The organism is Neobacillus paridis, from assembly GCF_016765675.1.
Classification (GTDB): Bacteria; Bacillota; Bacilli; order Bacillales; family Cytobacillaceae; genus Neobacillus; species Neobacillus paridis.
The window spans coordinates 147,800-163,323 of sequence record NZ_JAESWB010000181.1; the positions used below are offsets into that span (position 1 = coordinate 147,800).

Sequence of the window (15,524 nt, forward strand, 5' to 3'; positions counted from 1 at the left end):
ATCATAATATATATTTGAAATTAAGCTTGATACAGATTTGGGCAAAAAGAAAAGCCCCACAGAGATTTCTCTCCACAGAGCTTTCCTTCCAATCTACTTGTCTCAATTTCTACAAATCTCGACAAACTTCGGGGCGTGACAGGCACCTTTCCCCTATTATTTCCACTGTCTACATGACAGGGGGCAGTTCATTTCCTCTCCACAGGGCCTTCCTTAATCATTTTAAAAACCCTACCAATCCCCTCTGTGAAACATTCCTGTGAAACAAGATTTTTCGAGGAGTGACAGGCACCTTTCCCTTGAAAATCCAATTATCATCGTGGACAAATTCCATTATGCTCATCATAACTTCTGGGCACTTGAACGAGTACGAAAGAGAGTACAAAAGTCGTTCCAAGACAAAGATCGAAAATCGATGAAAAAGTTACGTTTTCTCTTACATAAACCGAAAGAGAAGTTAACCACAAGAGAACAGGAGCTCCTGCAATATTATTTAGAGTTGTCCCCCGATTTAAAGAAAGCATACCAAGTGAAAGAAGTCTTTAAAAAATGGATGACACAAAGCAATGAACGCAATGTAAGGTTGAACTTAGAACAACTGTATCAAGCGATTGACGAATCAGGACTGGACGAATATCAGTACATGAAACGAACCTTTAAAAGCTGGGAGAAAGAAATCATCAATTCGTTTATTTATCCCTACACTAACGGTTATTTAGAAGGGATTAACAATAAAATTAAAGTCATTAAACGAATGTCTTATGGTATTCGCAACTTTCAACGACTTAGAAATAAGGTATTATGCTCACTTATTTAACTTTCATACATATAAAAGAGGTGCACTTCACATCAAGTGCACCCCAACAATTGACATAGAACCTATAATAATATATCCTTATTTTTCTATTTGATTCGGTTACTATATCTAAAAAGAAAAGCCCCGCAGAGATTTCTCTCCGCAGAGCTTTTTGAAATATTTCGAGATGTAACAGGCACCTACTCTTATTACTTAGCAACAGTAATTACTGTACCTTTTGTTAGAGGGTTACCGTTAGCATCTGCACCATCAGTAGTATCTAATACTTTCACTGTGATAGTGCTGCTTGCTAATTGTTGAGCAGTAATAGCTGAGCTTAATTGTAATTGAAGTTTGTTGTCATTTGCTGTAGCTCCTGTAACAACATTAGCAACAGTGCTCTTAGCACCATCAATATATACTTCAAAGTCATTACCTGCACCTGTAGCTAATAAGTTAGCATCCGCCACAGCTTCAGTGAATGTTAGTTCAACTGTCGTTCCGTCAATTACAACCCCAGAACTTAGAACTGGTTTTACATTTTCTACAAGTGGCTCAGTTGAGCTATAAGTATTAATTGCAACACCATTTTCTCCAGTTACAGCAGTTGAAATTTGGAATGAACGGTCTCCGCTAAGAGCAAGAACTCCCTCTTTAAGAGTAAGTTTTACTAAAGTTTTGTCTCCAAAGAATACTGCTGAATCAAATACTTTTTGACCGTCAATAGTATAGTTATCTGGATTAACTGCAGTTGAATTCATTGATTTAGAATATTTCACATATACAGTATTTCTTTCAACTGTAGCTGGACCACCAACTGCAGTAGCATTTTCACCAGGAATATATACGTTGCTAACAGTTGGTTTTGTAGTGTCAGAAGAGCTTGTTAATGTAAATGTGATATCTAAATTCTCAGTTCTAGCTGTAGTTCCATCAGAAATACCTGCAGCAGGGATAGTTAATTTATAGTTACCAGCAGCTTTTCCAGTTACTTTAATCTTCATAGTCTTTCCTGATACGGAAATATCAGTTGCTTCTGTTAAATCTGCAGTAGCAAAAGTTTTTAAAATATTTTCAGGAGTAGTGTACGTTCCAGTAATATCTACACCTTGAACTGCTGCAAGGTTTGGAGCTTCGTTAAATGTTAGTACAACATATGTGTCTGTAGCATCTGAAACAACTTCAGTTTTTTCTAATACTGGGGCACTAGCTGCAAATGAAACTGCTTTTGTTAAAGTATCTCCAGCGTTATTTGATAAATCTTTATAACCACTGATTGATACTGAATGAACTCCTGCAGTTGTTAATCCAGCTTTAGTAATTGTTAAAGTATTTGTTTCAGAATCAAATGTTTGAGTTGTACCAGCAACTGGCGTATTGTCAATTGAAAGGTTTGCATAAACACCAGTACCAATTGTTTTTAATTTTTCACTGAATTTAACTTTAATTGTATCTAAATCCACAGTAGTTACTGATTCAATTACAGGTTTTATTTGTTCACTAACAGTAGATTTAACAAAAACTTCTACTGGAGAAGGAATTAAGTTTGATGATTGGTCTTTTGCACCTACAACTACTACTCGGTATTCTTTATCAGTAGTTAAACCAGCGATAGAAACTTGGTTTGAGTTAGCATTATGAGTAATTGTTAAAGAGCCAGTTACGTCTGTATTCCCATCATAAACTGCAACAGTACCCTTTGTGCTTAAATCTTCTGAGAAGTTAAGAACAGCAGTTCCAGCTTCTGGATAAGTTACGCCAGTAAATGTTGGCTTAGTTGTATCACTGAAAGTAATAGTTTTAGTGAATTTCTCTGTTTTCTTAGTAGAATCAGCTTTTGTTTCTACTTCGTTAACGATAGCAACGAAAGTTGTATCGTTAGCAATAGCGTTATTTAAAGTTAGTACAACTGTTTTTCCATCAGCTTGTAAAACTGGTGTCCAAGTAGTACCAGCTGTTAAACCTACAAAATTGTAAGTTGTAGGGGTTTCAGCTGTAGTTTTGTTAACTTCCTTGTTAAATTTAACTTCGATTTTTTTAGCGTTAATCGCACTTACATTTTCAACCGCAGGAGCAACCGCTTTAACAGTTACTTTTACAGAAGCTTCCAGTTTAGTACCAGTTACTTCACCTTTTACAGTGTATTCGCCTGGTTTGTTAAGGTTAGCTTCTAAATCTTTAGTGTCCCACTTAACTTCTTTTTCAACTTTCTTGCCGCTGTTAAGCGTAACAGTTACTACTTTTGGAAGATTTACATCTTCTAATTTTGTGCCTTCGTTAACTTCAATAGCTTTTACTTCGTCAACAGATTTAGCTGTTGCTAAGTAGCTATCAACTGTTTTTTGAGCTGCTAATGCTGGAGTGATGTAGGCTTTGACAACAGCTTTGTCCGCTAGACCTACGATTTGATCCATTACTTTTTTCGTAGCTTTTGCTAATTCAGCTTTGAATTTAGCATAGTCGCTAGCGTTGATTGATTTGCCAGCTTTTGCAGCAGCAGCAAATGAATCAGCTTGCTTTTTAAGACCAGAAGCATAATTAACTGCTTTTATGTAGTCCGTAGCGTTGTGATAGTCTTTCATTGCAGCCATTAACTGCTTGTTTAATTTTGATTTATCTTTTCCTTTGTACTTGGCAAGGGCTGCTTTAGCCTTGCTGTAGTCAGCTTTAGCTTGGTTTACTGCTTTTTGAACAGAAGCTACAGATGCTACTTTACCTTTATCACCTAGTGACTTGTAAGCAGTCTTGGCAGCTTTCATTGATTTTACAGCTTTTGCAACAGTCGACGGCACGCTTGATGCGGCTTCAGTTGAGAAAGGTGCTACAGCCGCAAATGAAGACGCTGCAACGACAGAAGCTGTTGCAATTTTAATAGCTTTCTTTTTCATTACCTTTTTTTCTCCCTTCTTCTTATAAAAATTAGTTCATTAGAAGTATCGGTCTGTCCAATACAACCAACGCCTAATAAACTTAACAAGGTTAGTCTAATGAAAATTCTTCACTAGATAGAGAAACTTGGGCCAATTGCCAAGTCTAACCTCTGAAACTATAATAATACAAAACACTAGTAAAATCCAGCCTTTTTAGTATATTTTGGGCTGAAATTACTGTGGTAATACATACCATTATAACTACAATTTTCCCAAAAAGTCCACCCTTTTCTAGTTTAATATGTTACAAAATTGTAAAAATTAGAGTTTTTAATTTTTTTTGGCTAAATAAAAGGCTGTTATATCAATGGTTTATCGGTGAGGTACACAAATTGGAGCGTAAAATTTTTCAATTATGTGTTTTTGCTTTCTTTGTCGTATTTGAAGAAACTTGAAATTGTTTGTACTAAAAAAGTGAATATGATAATCTAATTGTGCGGAGAATAAAGGGGAAATTGTAACACTTTCCCAGCGTATAGTAAATGGAGGTTTATGGCTGAATGAACAACTCAAACAATCCGAATGACATTCTTGATGCCTTGAACGCTAATCCTCCGAAGATCATTGGCGGTTATAAACGACCCGGTTGGGCTGTTAAGACATTGGAAAACATCAGCAATGATGCCGTTGAGGTCGAGGAGGACGGCACAATCACTGCTAAGGCTGTTTTAATGGCGGCTGATGAGACCTATTACCCGGCGTTCTTATCACTCAATATGAAAAACGGAGGAAATGTCATCGGCTCCTACTTGATTTCAGAAGGTGAAGAGACGTATAACTTAATCCCGTTCGAAATGGCCAGAAGTTTTATTAAGAAAAAGGATGAAGAACTGATTCCTTTTCGCTATCGTACATTAGAGAAAATCGAAGGCGATCTTTATCAACAGAATTGGCCCGACTTTACATAGCTAATCAGAATGTTCTCCAATTCTGATCAGCCCGTGTCGCTTGTTCATCTTCTGAACAAATACGTGCTTTTAACAAAGCACCATTATGTATAAAGAAAATCAGCCAAACAGCACGCCGATGGTGTAAAAAAAATCGTTGATCCCTGATCAACGATTTTTTTAGCTTCTTATTTATTTTGTTTGACGAGTATTTTCCACTTACTGAAATCCGCATCCGGTTTTCCAATCAACTCTGCCGGGTAGACGAAGGCCCACGGTTTCGCCCCTTTTGGTTTTACTTTTAACGGCGGGAGTGTAAATTGCCCTTGGCAGACGATTTCACCAGTAGCATCCTCCACTATTAACGGCAGCTGGCTGATTTGCACTTCCTGCTCGGTGCCGTTGCGAATCAGGACAATGACCTCAAGCGATTGATTCTCGAGGAAGGTCAGTTCTACTCCGGTAATATTGACTTCTTTCGGTCTTAACTTAGGCAGCTTGGTCAGCAGGTTTTCGAAGTGAGCCTTTTTCTCTGGGGTCAATCGTTCCTCCCAAGCCGGGTCAAGATCGAGCGTTTCCTCCGCCTTTTGTTTCAGCTCGAACAGGACTTGCCACTTGTCATTTACCGCCGCATCAGAGAGCCGGTCTTCCTTTGTAAAAGTAAATCGCCAGGGGATGCAGGAGAATGGCGGCAGCTCCCCTAATTCGTCCCAGTCATCGTGTTTTCGTGCTGCCGGCTGTCCGGTTTCATCGAATAAGATTAAATCTACCGCTTCAATTTGCACCGGCCGGTCCACGGTGCTGCGAATAAACGCTTCGACTTCAATATTCCCGTCCTCCTCGACGAATTTATAGCCGCTGATCGACAGCTGATTGGCTTTTAATTTAGGCAGCCTGCTATGGTGAAATTGATACACATAGCGTTCTTTCGCGGGGATGTCCCACTGCTCCGGGAAATGCAGCGTTGTTTCCACTGTGTCTGCTGCCTCAGTCTCTTCTATTTGTGCACTTGTATTTTGCTTAGCCGCAGCGTCGGTTTCTTTTTTTTCGAATAATGCCATTTACTCCACCCTCTCCAATTCCTCGAGCTCTCCGTTCAACTCGCCGATTTCTTCTTCTACGTCAAACCCACTAGTATCTTCATTTTCCCCGGTGGTAAGCCGGTCCTCGATCAAGCTGACTAAATGCCGGCTCGTTTCGCCTTGAATCGTGAATAGCAGGTATTTAAAGGCCTCATACCCTGCCACCTCAAATTTGCGGTAAGGGTCCTCCTGGCCATAGCCTTGTAAGCCGATTCCTTCTTTTATCTGATTCATGTAATCCAAATGCTTCACCCAGTTGGTGTCCATTTCAAACAGCATGAACTGCTTTAACTGTTCGCCTAATTCCAGATCCGCTTTGAAAGGCTCGATCGAGGCAGCGAAACGGGCAATTTCCGCTTCTACCCGATTTTCGATAGCCTTTTTATCGAGATCCTCCAGCTCTTCCACATCCCAATCTAAGTCACCGAACATTTCCGACAGCTCTTCCATCAAGGCCTCCGGGTTTTGCAGGCTGCCGCTGGAAAAATAATTCTCGACCACTTGCTGCCAGTAGTCTTGCATATATTTCAACGCTTCTTCAGCCATTTCCTGCGGTTCTTTTTCCAGCAGGATATCGCGCATTTGGTAAATCACTTTACTTTGGCGGTCGATGACGGTTTCCAGCTTCAATAAATGGCTGCGCGCCGAATAGTGGCGGCTATCCACCGTTTCCTGCACTTTCTTGGCAAAACTGATTGGATCGGGGGCGAGTACCAGCCCGTCCGGATCGGCGGTCAGCTTCTTCCGGTAGCGTTTCAGCTGCTCGTCATCGTAGTGCAGGAACAAGTCATCCTCTAACGAAATAATGAATTGGGAAGAACCAGGGTCCCCCTGGCGCCCGGCCCGGCCTCTCAGCTGCATATCGATGCGATTGCTGTCATGCCGTTCCGTCCCGATGATATGGAGGCCGCCCAATTCGGCCACGCCTTCCCCGAGCAGGATGTCGGTTCCGCGCCCGGCCATATTGGTGGCAATCATCACATGGCCCCGTTGCCCGGCGGTGGCAATCAGCCGGGCTTCGTCCTCTTCGGTTTTCGCATTTAAAATTTCGTGCACGATGTTGGCCTTCTTTAAATACTTCGACAGTCTTTCTGATTGTTCGATCGACGTTGTTCCAATTAATACCGGGCGCCCGATATCGTTCATTTTTTTCACTTCAGCGACAATTTTTTTCGCCTTGGCGTCATAATTGGTGAACAGTAAGTCCGGAAGATCGATGCGCTGTACCGGTTTATTGGTCGGGATTTCGACGACTTTCAGGTTATACGTTTCGTTGAATTCCTTCTTCGACGGCATCGCGCTGCCGGTCATCCCCGATAATGTTTTGTACATAATAAAGTAGTTCTGCACAGTAATCGTCGCAAACGTTTCGTTTTCCGGGGTGATTTCAATTTGTTCCTTGGCTTCAATGGCTTGATGGAGACCTTCGCTGAAGGAGCGGCCTTCCATCACCCGGCCGGTATACGGATCGATCAGTTCAATTTTTCCGTCTTTGACAATATAATCGACATCGCGCTTCATCACCGCATGGGCCCGTAACGCTTGGGTGACCGCCTGAACGAGTACTTGATGCTCAGCTTCATAGAGGTTGGCAATGCCAAAGGCAGCTTCGATCTTGGAGGCACCTTCGTCGGTTAAATACGCTTCCTTCTGCTCTGTCACCTTATAATCAATATCTTTTTGGAATTCCCGCATGATCGATGCGACAATTTTATAAAGCTCGGCCCCTTCGGAAGATTTATTGGCAATGATCAGCGGGGTTCTTGCTTCATCGATGAGGATGCTGTCAATTTCGTCGACAATCGCATAATGCAGCCCTCTTTGCACTTTGTCGTCGATGTCCATGACCATATTATCGCGCAGATAATCAAAGCCAAATTCCGTTCCCGTTCCGTATGTAATATCTGCTTGATACGCCTGCCGTTTTTCCTCTGGTTCGATTTGCGAGATATTCAAGCCGACGGTTAAGCCAAGGAATTCATGGACTTGGCCCATCATTTCCTTGTCTCGCCGCGCTAAGTATTCATTGGCGGTGATGATATGAACACCCTTGCCCTCTAAGGCGTAAAGATAGCTGGGCAGTGTGGCCACTAATGTTTTTCCTTCGCCGGTATTCATTTGTGCGATCGAGCCCTCGGCCAGGACAAAGCCGCCGATTAATTGGACATCATAGTGCCGCAGTCCCAACACCCGTTTGGCCGCTTCCCGGACAACGGCAAACGCCTCTACTTTAATATCATCCAATTTCGCTCCCTGCTCGAGCTTTTCTTTAAAAATCGCCGTCATGCCGCGCAGCTCTTCATCACTGTATGCTTCGTACTTCGCTTCCTGTTGATTGACCAAAGCGACTAATTTATTTAACTTTCTGATATCATATGTACTTTCATTAAACAGCTGTTTTAAACCGTTAATCATTTCTCCAACTCCCGCTAACGAGTAAAATACGAATCTATGTCGAATTATATCACAACCGATGGGGAAATACTCTATCTTGGATATATTACCAACTGGTAGATTAGTGGAGTCTCTGTTGCTTCGGTTCCCGAATTTGTCACAATTTTTCTATAATCTAGTAAATTTCCTATCTTGACACTATTGTATACTTATAATAGACCAGTATGCTAATGGAGGCGTCAAGCAATGGACCACAACGATCCAATTGGTGATCACAAGGAAGAACAGACAAATGCCATCCATTCCGATGTTGGGCATCCTGAAATGGACTGTACCGGGAATAGGTGGAACCACATTCCTGACCATGACCCCGAGAAAATCCTGATTAACGAAAAAACGGTGTATGCGGTTGATCAGGCCATGAACGTTGTCCTGACAGACCTCGATGGCAATATTTTGTACGGCAATCAGAATATTTTTGATCTGACCCTCTATACACCTGAGGAATTGCTCGGAAAGTCGACAAAAATATTTAACGCCGGCTATCATTCAAAGGAATTTTTCCAAGAGATGTGGGAGACGATTCAGGCGGGGAAGATTTGGCGCGGCGACATCAAAAACAGAAGAAAAGATGGAAAAATTATCTGGGTTCGGTTAATCATCACTCCGCTGCTCGACCAAATCGGAAAGCCCTTTCAATTTCTTGCGCTAAAAGAAGATATCACGGAAAAAAAAGAAATGGAATTTCGCTTGGCCCAAAAGGATAAGCAATTAAGCGCGTTAACGAAAAACTCGTACGATATTGTCGGGATCATCGACAAGGATGGCAGCATTAGTTATCTCAACCCGGCATTTGAACGTGTCCTTGGCTTTTCCACGTTTGATACCATCGGCAAAAACTTCGTCGATTATTTACATTCTGAAGATGCCAGCCTGGGAAAAAACATCCTGCAGCATCTTGCCGAGCATCCTAATCAATCGATTCGCCATCAGCTCAAATTTAAACATAAAGACAGATCCATCCGCTGGTGTGACGTAGCCTTTAACAACTATCTCGACGATCCTTATATTCATGGGATTGTCTTTAACCTGAGAGATTTTACCAAGCAAAAAGAAGCTTCGGATATCGTTGACCATCTGGCAAACTATGATTATTTAACCGGCCTGCCGAACCGTCGGCATTTCGAAAGCCAGTTAAGAGATTCGCTAAAGTCCGCCAAAATGAAACAAACGCAAATGGCCGTCGTATTCCTGGACCTGGATGGCTTCAAAAATATTAATGATACCCTCGGCCATGAAATTGGCGACGGCTTACTAAAGGAAGTCGGCCACCGCCTCAGCAGTATTGTCGATTGTAATACCTTTGTCGGCCGCCTTGGCGGGGACGAGTTTTCGATCATCATCCAATCGATCCCCAATAAGAACTATCTTTTGGGAGTGGCTGAGGCGCTCGTACAATCCTTCTGTATTCCCTTTACCGTCGGGGAATATGAATTAAATATCTCCTCCAGCATTGGGATTAGTATTTTTCCCGACGCTGGCGAAGATATCAAGACCTTGCTCAAGCATGCTGATATCGCCATGTACCATGCGAAACATAGCGGGAAAAACCATTATCAAATTTACCAGCAATCGATGGACCGGGACAGCTATAAATTATTTTTACTGAAAAATGACCTCACTAAAGCCCTGGAAAAAGAGCAATTCTTTATGGTCTATCAGCCGAAAATTGGGCCTGACGGTAAAGAAGTGGTCGGGGCTGAGGCGTATATTCGCTGGTCTCATCCCGAACTGGGATTTATCACCCATTTGGAATTCATTCATTTTGCCGAAGAATCGGGATTCATTATCCCGCTGGGGGAATGGATTTTAAAAACCGTTTCAAGGCAGATGAAGGCATGGCAGGACCAAGGGTATCCGCCGTTGAAAGTATCTGTCAATATTTCCGTGATGCAATTAATGTGTCGCCATTTTCTTAAAGACGTCAAAAAAATTCTTGCTGAAACCGGTCTGGAGGCCAAATGGCTGGAGTTTGAAATCAATGAAGCCGTCCTCTCCCATAAGGAGAAGCAGGTTAAAAAATCGTTGGATGGCATTAAAAAGCTGGGAATCTCTCTTGCCCTCGATCACTTTGGCACAGGATACTCCGCGTTAAATTTTGTCGTGAAACACCAGTTCAACGTGATCAAAATCGATCATCATATGATTGATGATATTGTTAACAATGGCGAATGCAGTCATAATGTGGCCTTGGAAATGGTGAAATTAATTCAAAAGCTCCACATCGAGGTCATCGCAGTCGGCGTTGAAACCGCTCATCAATTTGCTTTTTTAGCCAACAAAGGGTTTGATGCGTATCAAGGGTTTTATTTTAGCAAACCAATGGAGAAGGAGCAGTTTGCGAAGAAATTTCTTTCCTCAGCACCTTGTTTGAGGATTGCTAACCAATATGGAGAAATTACCAATACGGACGTGTGATTTTTTTCAAATTTCCTCTTGCTATTTATTTTGGATGCTGATACGATGAAATAGCGTTAATTGGAAAGCTGATATTCAAATCTTCGAGTCTTTCCAGCAGATAATTTTTGACCACTTCTGAAAAAGGAGTTAAGGCAACGGACAGCCGGGTCAAATGCCGATTGGCAACTTTAGTTGCCTTATTGATTGAGTTAAAAGCTCAAATTTTATAAGTTGGTTACTTTACAACCAGTGCATAAGCACATCAACTTGTGAAACGGTCAATAAGAGTGGTAAAAGTAATTATTTGCTATATAGACTCTGATCCTAATTTGATATAGTTTGAATATTTAAGAGCTTTCTACCATAAGTCTGGTGACTTTATTGGTAAAATATCCACATGGTTTTTCTATGGGTATCTTTTTGCTTTTTAATATTGCTGATTATATCAAAGCAAGTGTTGTGCGTTTATGCGCCTGGCACTTGCTTTTTTTGTTGAAAAAAATTAATTGGGGGGAATTGAAAAATGGGAAAAGCGCTTATTATCGGCTGTGGCGGGGTAGCTTCTGTCGCGATTCACAAATGTGTCCAAAACAGTGAGGTATTTGAAGAGATTTGTATCGCCAGCCGGACCAAGTCGAAATGTGATGCCTTAAAAGAAAAGCTTGACGGCGGTAAAACCAAAATCACCACCGCCCAAGTCGATGCCAACAATGTCGATGAGCTGATTGCCTTAATTAATCAGGTTAAACCGGATATCGTCATGAACCTGGCCTTGCCATACCAAGACCTAACCATTATGGATGCCTGCCTGGCAACGAAAACCCACTATATGGATACAGCGAACTATGAGCCGGAAGATACGGCGAAATTTGAATACAAATGGCAATGGGATTACCGCCAGCGCTTTGAAGAAGCCGGGATTACCGCCCTGCTTGGCTCAGGCTTTGACCCTGGCGTAACCGGCGTATTTTCCGCCTATGCCTTGAAACATTATTTTGATGAAATTGAATATATCGACATTCTTGACTGTAATGCCGGCGACCACGGCTATCCGTTTGCTACCAACTTCAACCCGGAAATCAATATCCGCGAGGTTTCTGCCAACGGCCGCTACTGGGAAAAGGGCGAATGGGTGGAAACGAAGCCGATGGAAATCAAGCGCGTCTACAATTTCCCGGAAATCGGCGATCGTGATATGTATTTAATGTACCACGAAGAGCTGGAATCGCTGGCGCAAAACATTCCTGGCATCAAGCGGATCCGTTTCTTCATGACCTTTGGTCAAAGCTATCTAACCCACTTGAAATGTCTCGAAAATGTCGGCATGACCTCGATTGAACCGATTGAATTTGAAGGGAAACAAATTATTCCGCTACAGTTCTTAAAGGCAGTGTTACCAGATCCAGCTTCGCTTGGACCGCGCACAAAAGGGAAAACGAACATCGGCTGTATTTTCCGCGGCAAGAAAGACGGCCAGGAGAAAACGTATTATGTCTACAATGTTTGTGACCACCAAGAGTGCTACCGCGAAGTCGGTTCCCAAGCGGTGTCCTATACCACCGGTGTTCCGGCGATGATCGGCGCAATGATGGTCCTGACCGGCAAATGGAATAAACCAGGTGTGTACAATGTCGAAGAGTTTGATCCAGACCCATTCATGGACGCTTTAAACAAGTGGGGATTACCATGGAAGGAAAGCTTCAACCCAGAGCTTGTGGACTAAAAGATGAAGTTTCACGAATTACCGACACCTTGTTATGTTGTGGATAAAGCGCTTCTGGAAAAAAACTTGGAAATCCTGAATGGGGTCATCAAGCGGACAGGATGTAAGATTGTCTTAGCGCAAAAAGCCTTTTCACTGTATACGTTGTATCCATTGATCGGCAAGTATTTAGACGGCACCACCGCGAGCGGGTTATTTGAAGCCCGCCTTGGCCGTGAAGAAATGGGCAAAGAAAATCACATCTTTGCCCCGGCCTATCGTGAGGATGAAATCGATGAAATTATCTTGCTTTGCGACCATATTATCTTTAATTCTTTTTCACAGCTGGAAAAATTTAAGGATAAGGCGCTGGCAGCCGGGAAAAAAGTCGGCTTGAGGATTAATCCGGAATGCTCGACACAAATCGGCCATGCTATCTATGACCCGTGTTCACCGGGTTCACGCTTTGGCGTAACGCGAGAGCATTTCCGTCCCGAGCTGCTGGACGGTGTTTCCGGGCTGCATTTCCACACCCTTTGTCAGCAAAACGCTGACGATTTGGAAACGACGTTGAATGCAGTCGAGGAGAAGTTTGGTGAGTGGCTCGGGCAAATGGAATGGATCAACTTTGGCGGCGGCCACCACATTACCAGAGAAGATTATGATATTCCTAGACTGGAAGCCTGTATTAAACGAATGCAGCAGAAATACGGCTTGGAGGTCTATCTTGAGCCGGGCGAAGCGGTCGCGCTCAATGCCGGCTATCTGATTACCACCGTTCTTGATACCCATCAAAACGGAGTCGAGATTGCCATCCTTGATACGTCAGCCTCCTGCCATATGCCGGATGTCTTGGAAATGCCCTACCGCCCGCCGCTGCTGGGCTCTAGTGAACCGGGCGAGAAGCCGTACACCTATCGGCTTGGCGGGCAAACCTGCCTAACCGGCGATATCATCGGCGATTACTCGTTTGATGCGCCGTTAAAGAGCGGCGACCGTTTAGTTTTTGCCGATATGGCGATCTACACGATGGTGAAAAACACCACCTTCAACGGCATGCCCTTACCAGCCATCGCTGTGCAGGACAAAGACGGCAACTGCGAAATCATCCACCAATTTGGCTATCAGGATTTTAAGATGAGATTAGCATAAAAAGAGGTCTGTAGAATTTTCTAATGGGTTCGCAATACAGCAAATAGGGTACAGAATCGCAACGGTTCTCGTACCCTATTTTGATTAAGTGATCGGGGGATGTGAAATTTCATCATCGGAACTAATGCATGTGCAGTTCTGATGAAAGATTATCAACTTTTGCTTCGATTCGTTCTTGACCTTCTTTTAAAACGATTATATCCTGTTTTAAAACGGTTATATCTTGTTTTAAAACGGCTATATCTTGTTTTAAATCTTTCATTTCGCTTAAAATTTGGTTTAAGATTTCCTCCATCTTACTAAAACTCCACACTCTATTGATTACAGTATAACACAAAAACGGTTACCATAATAGATAGGGACCTGCACTAATGGTTCTGGCCCACTTATAAGGGGCGGTTCCTGCTGTAACTTCGTTCGCGACGGAATCGCCCCTACCCATTATACTTCCGCTAATGCGACTTCCTGATAGGCTTTAAAGAAGGCACTGCAAAAAGCGTCCCAATCCAATGCTGCTTCGATCGATGCATCCGATACTTCACCCAGGACCGGCCGTTGCAGCAGCTCCTCAAGCTGCACAGAGAAGCTTTGAATCGTCTCCTGAGAAGCTCCCTCCAGCACACTGCTGACAAACTCAGCGGGCGGGTACCAATCAGCGACACGGCTAAGATCGCGGTAAATTTGCGTTAACAGTAGATTCCGCGGGCCTTCCCATTGTTCGTTGACGACGACATCGCGGAAGATCCTTGGCAGTGAGGAAAACTCCTCCATGACGCCGTGACCGGCAAACACCGAGATGGCCTCGCGCAAGACCTCGACCCCTTCTTTGGTCGTACAAATTTTCTGGAGCAAAATCAGCTCTCTCAGGTTAAACAGCTGCTTTCTCATTTCCAGCGGGCGGTCCGATTTTAGACCGGGATTCAGCGGCTTTTCCAATCGTAAAAACAGGTCATATATTTTGAAGGCGCCTGCGGTTGTCCGCTCCGCGGCATTTTCTATTTGCTTTAACTTGCTTGCGGCCAGCGGGTAGTCTTTGATTTTTTTGCCAAAAACGGTCCGGAAATCACTATAAAGCTTTGCTTCACGTGCGGCCCGCAGCATAAAGCCGGCGCAGGCAATCCCGATTTCGAGCCGTGACAGCGTGAGGACGATCCCAACGGCAACGGCAATCCCTTTATCCTTTGGTCCGATTGGATAAGCCAAGGCGCCGTTATATTGAATTTCCCCCGTTGGCACTTCAGCTGTCCCCATTTTCCACTTAATCCGGTTAATTTGATAATTATTTCTCTTTTCCTTTGCTTTATCACCCGGCAGCCATGACGGTACGATAAACGTCGAGACCTTGTCGGACCCGGATATTTTCGCGGTGACAACGGAATAATCAGCGTGGGCTACGGAACAGAAAAACTTATTGCCGTAAAGACGATAGTTTTTTCCATCAGGAACCGCTTCCAAAACATTTGCCGGTAAGTCCGAGCCACCTTGGATCTCCGACATAAACTGGGCCCCAATGGCAAACTCGCCATTTACCCCTTCCTTCGTATGCAGTAGGATTTCCTGCAGCTCGGGGTGGTCTTCATCGGGAAACTCCTCCAACAAGGCAATCAGTCCATGGGTACAGGTTAACGGGCAGGTGACGCCGCCTTCGCCAATTTGATGAATCAGCAACCGTTTGACAAAGCCTTCCCAAGCAGGCATCTGACTGGAGAACAAACCTTCGCCAAAAACGCCCTTTTCTAATTCCAGCGTTTCCGCCGGTCTAACAATTCGATCAATCCTGTGATTAAAGGCATCATAATGCAGTAAATAAGGCCGTACCTCCGGCCTTGCCGCCTGGGCGGCTAAGGTGCTCCAACGGGATGAAACAGTTGGCGAAAAGGCCAATAGTTTTTTATGAATCTCCCCATAGGCTGAACCGGTATATTTTTTCACCACTTTTTGCAAAAACGGTTCGTCCTGATACCAGTCAAGGGCTTCGCGCTTGGCAACGAATTCGTCGAAACTGTAGGCATTTTGTCCTCTAACGGCTGTATCTTGAGAAATCAATTGGGATCACTCCTTTGGTTTGTATTGACAAGTTTGACTATTCAGAATTATTATAAGGTTAAGTCTACGTTAACG

General features: G+C 43.4%; 10 protein-coding genes. 5 read left to right on the plus strand and 5 right to left on the minus strand.

Going from position 1 to position 15,524, the window contains the following annotated elements:
• The first annotated feature begins 259 nt into the window (after positions 1 to 259).
• Positions 260 to 817: a transposase gene (locus JK635_RS13745; RefSeq protein WP_202654533.1), complete on the plus strand. Its 558-nt coding sequence runs from the start codon at positions 260 to 262 to the stop codon at positions 815 to 817.
• A gap of 188 nt (positions 818 to 1,005) precedes the next feature.
• On the opposite strand, the gene JK635_RS13750 is transcribed toward JK635_RS13745, so the two are convergent.
• Positions 1,006 to 3,684: an Ig-like domain-containing protein gene (locus JK635_RS13750; protein ID WP_202654534.1), complete on the minus strand. Its 2,679-nt coding sequence runs from the start codon at positions 3,682 to 3,684 to the stop codon at positions 1,006 to 1,008.
• 542 nt (positions 3,685 to 4,226) lie between these two features.
• Between JK635_RS13750 and JK635_RS13755 the strand changes: the two genes are divergently transcribed.
• A complete protein-coding gene (locus JK635_RS13755; RefSeq protein ID WP_202654535.1) occupies positions 4,227 to 4,634 on the plus strand; it encodes a hypothetical protein in 408 nt (135 codons plus the stop codon).
• Between the two features lie 167 nt (positions 4,635 to 4,801).
• Here JK635_RS13755 and JK635_RS13760 read toward each other — a convergent pair whose 3' ends face one another.
• Positions 4,802 to 5,674: an accessory Sec system S-layer assembly protein gene (locus tag JK635_RS13760; RefSeq protein ID WP_202654536.1), complete on the minus strand. Its 873-nt coding sequence runs from the start codon at positions 5,672 to 5,674 to the stop codon at positions 4,802 to 4,804.
• Positions 5,675 to 8,110 carry an accessory Sec system translocase SecA2 gene (gene secA2, locus JK635_RS13765; RefSeq protein ID WP_202654537.1) on the minus strand — a complete coding sequence of 812 codons (2,436 nt, stop codon included), beginning with the start codon at positions 8,108 to 8,110 and terminating at the stop codon, positions 5,675 to 5,677.
• A gap of 225 nt (positions 8,111 to 8,335) precedes the next feature.
• Between secA2 and JK635_RS13770 the strand changes: the two genes are divergently transcribed.
• From JK635_RS13770 to nspC, 3 genes are all read left to right on the plus strand, one after another.
• Positions 8,336 to 10,567 (plus strand): sensor domain-containing protein, encoded by a 2,232-nt coding sequence (locus JK635_RS13770; RefSeq protein WP_202654538.1) that lies wholly within the window; start codon positions 8,336 to 8,338, stop codon positions 10,565 to 10,567.
• Positions 10,568 to 11,072: 505 nt separating this feature from the next.
• Complete coding sequence (locus JK635_RS13775; protein ID WP_202654539.1) at positions 11,073 to 12,272, plus strand: saccharopine dehydrogenase family protein; 1,200 nt, start codon at positions 11,073 to 11,075, stop codon at positions 12,270 to 12,272.
• 3 nt (positions 12,273 to 12,275) lie between these two features.
• The gene (gene nspC / locus JK635_RS13780; RefSeq protein ID WP_202654540.1) at positions 12,276 to 13,403 is read left to right on the plus strand and encodes a carboxynorspermidine decarboxylase; all 1,128 of its coding nucleotides are present in this window, start codon (positions 12,276 to 12,278) and stop codon (positions 13,401 to 13,403) included.
• Positions 13,404 to 13,524: 121 nt separating this feature from the next.
• Here the strand turns inward: nspC and JK635_RS13785 are convergent, their stop codons facing one another.
• Both JK635_RS13785 and JK635_RS13790 read right to left on the minus strand, forming a co-directional pair.
• Positions 13,525 to 13,698, minus strand: coding sequence for a hypothetical protein (locus JK635_RS13785; protein WP_202654541.1), 174 nt, complete (start codon positions 13,696 to 13,698; stop codon positions 13,525 to 13,527).
• Between the two features lie 146 nt (positions 13,699 to 13,844).
• Positions 13,845 to 15,449 (minus strand): acyl-CoA dehydrogenase family protein, encoded by a 1,605-nt coding sequence (locus JK635_RS13790; RefSeq protein ID WP_202654542.1) that lies wholly within the window; start codon positions 15,447 to 15,449, stop codon positions 13,845 to 13,847.
• Between the last annotated feature and the right edge of the window lie 75 nt (positions 15,450 to 15,524).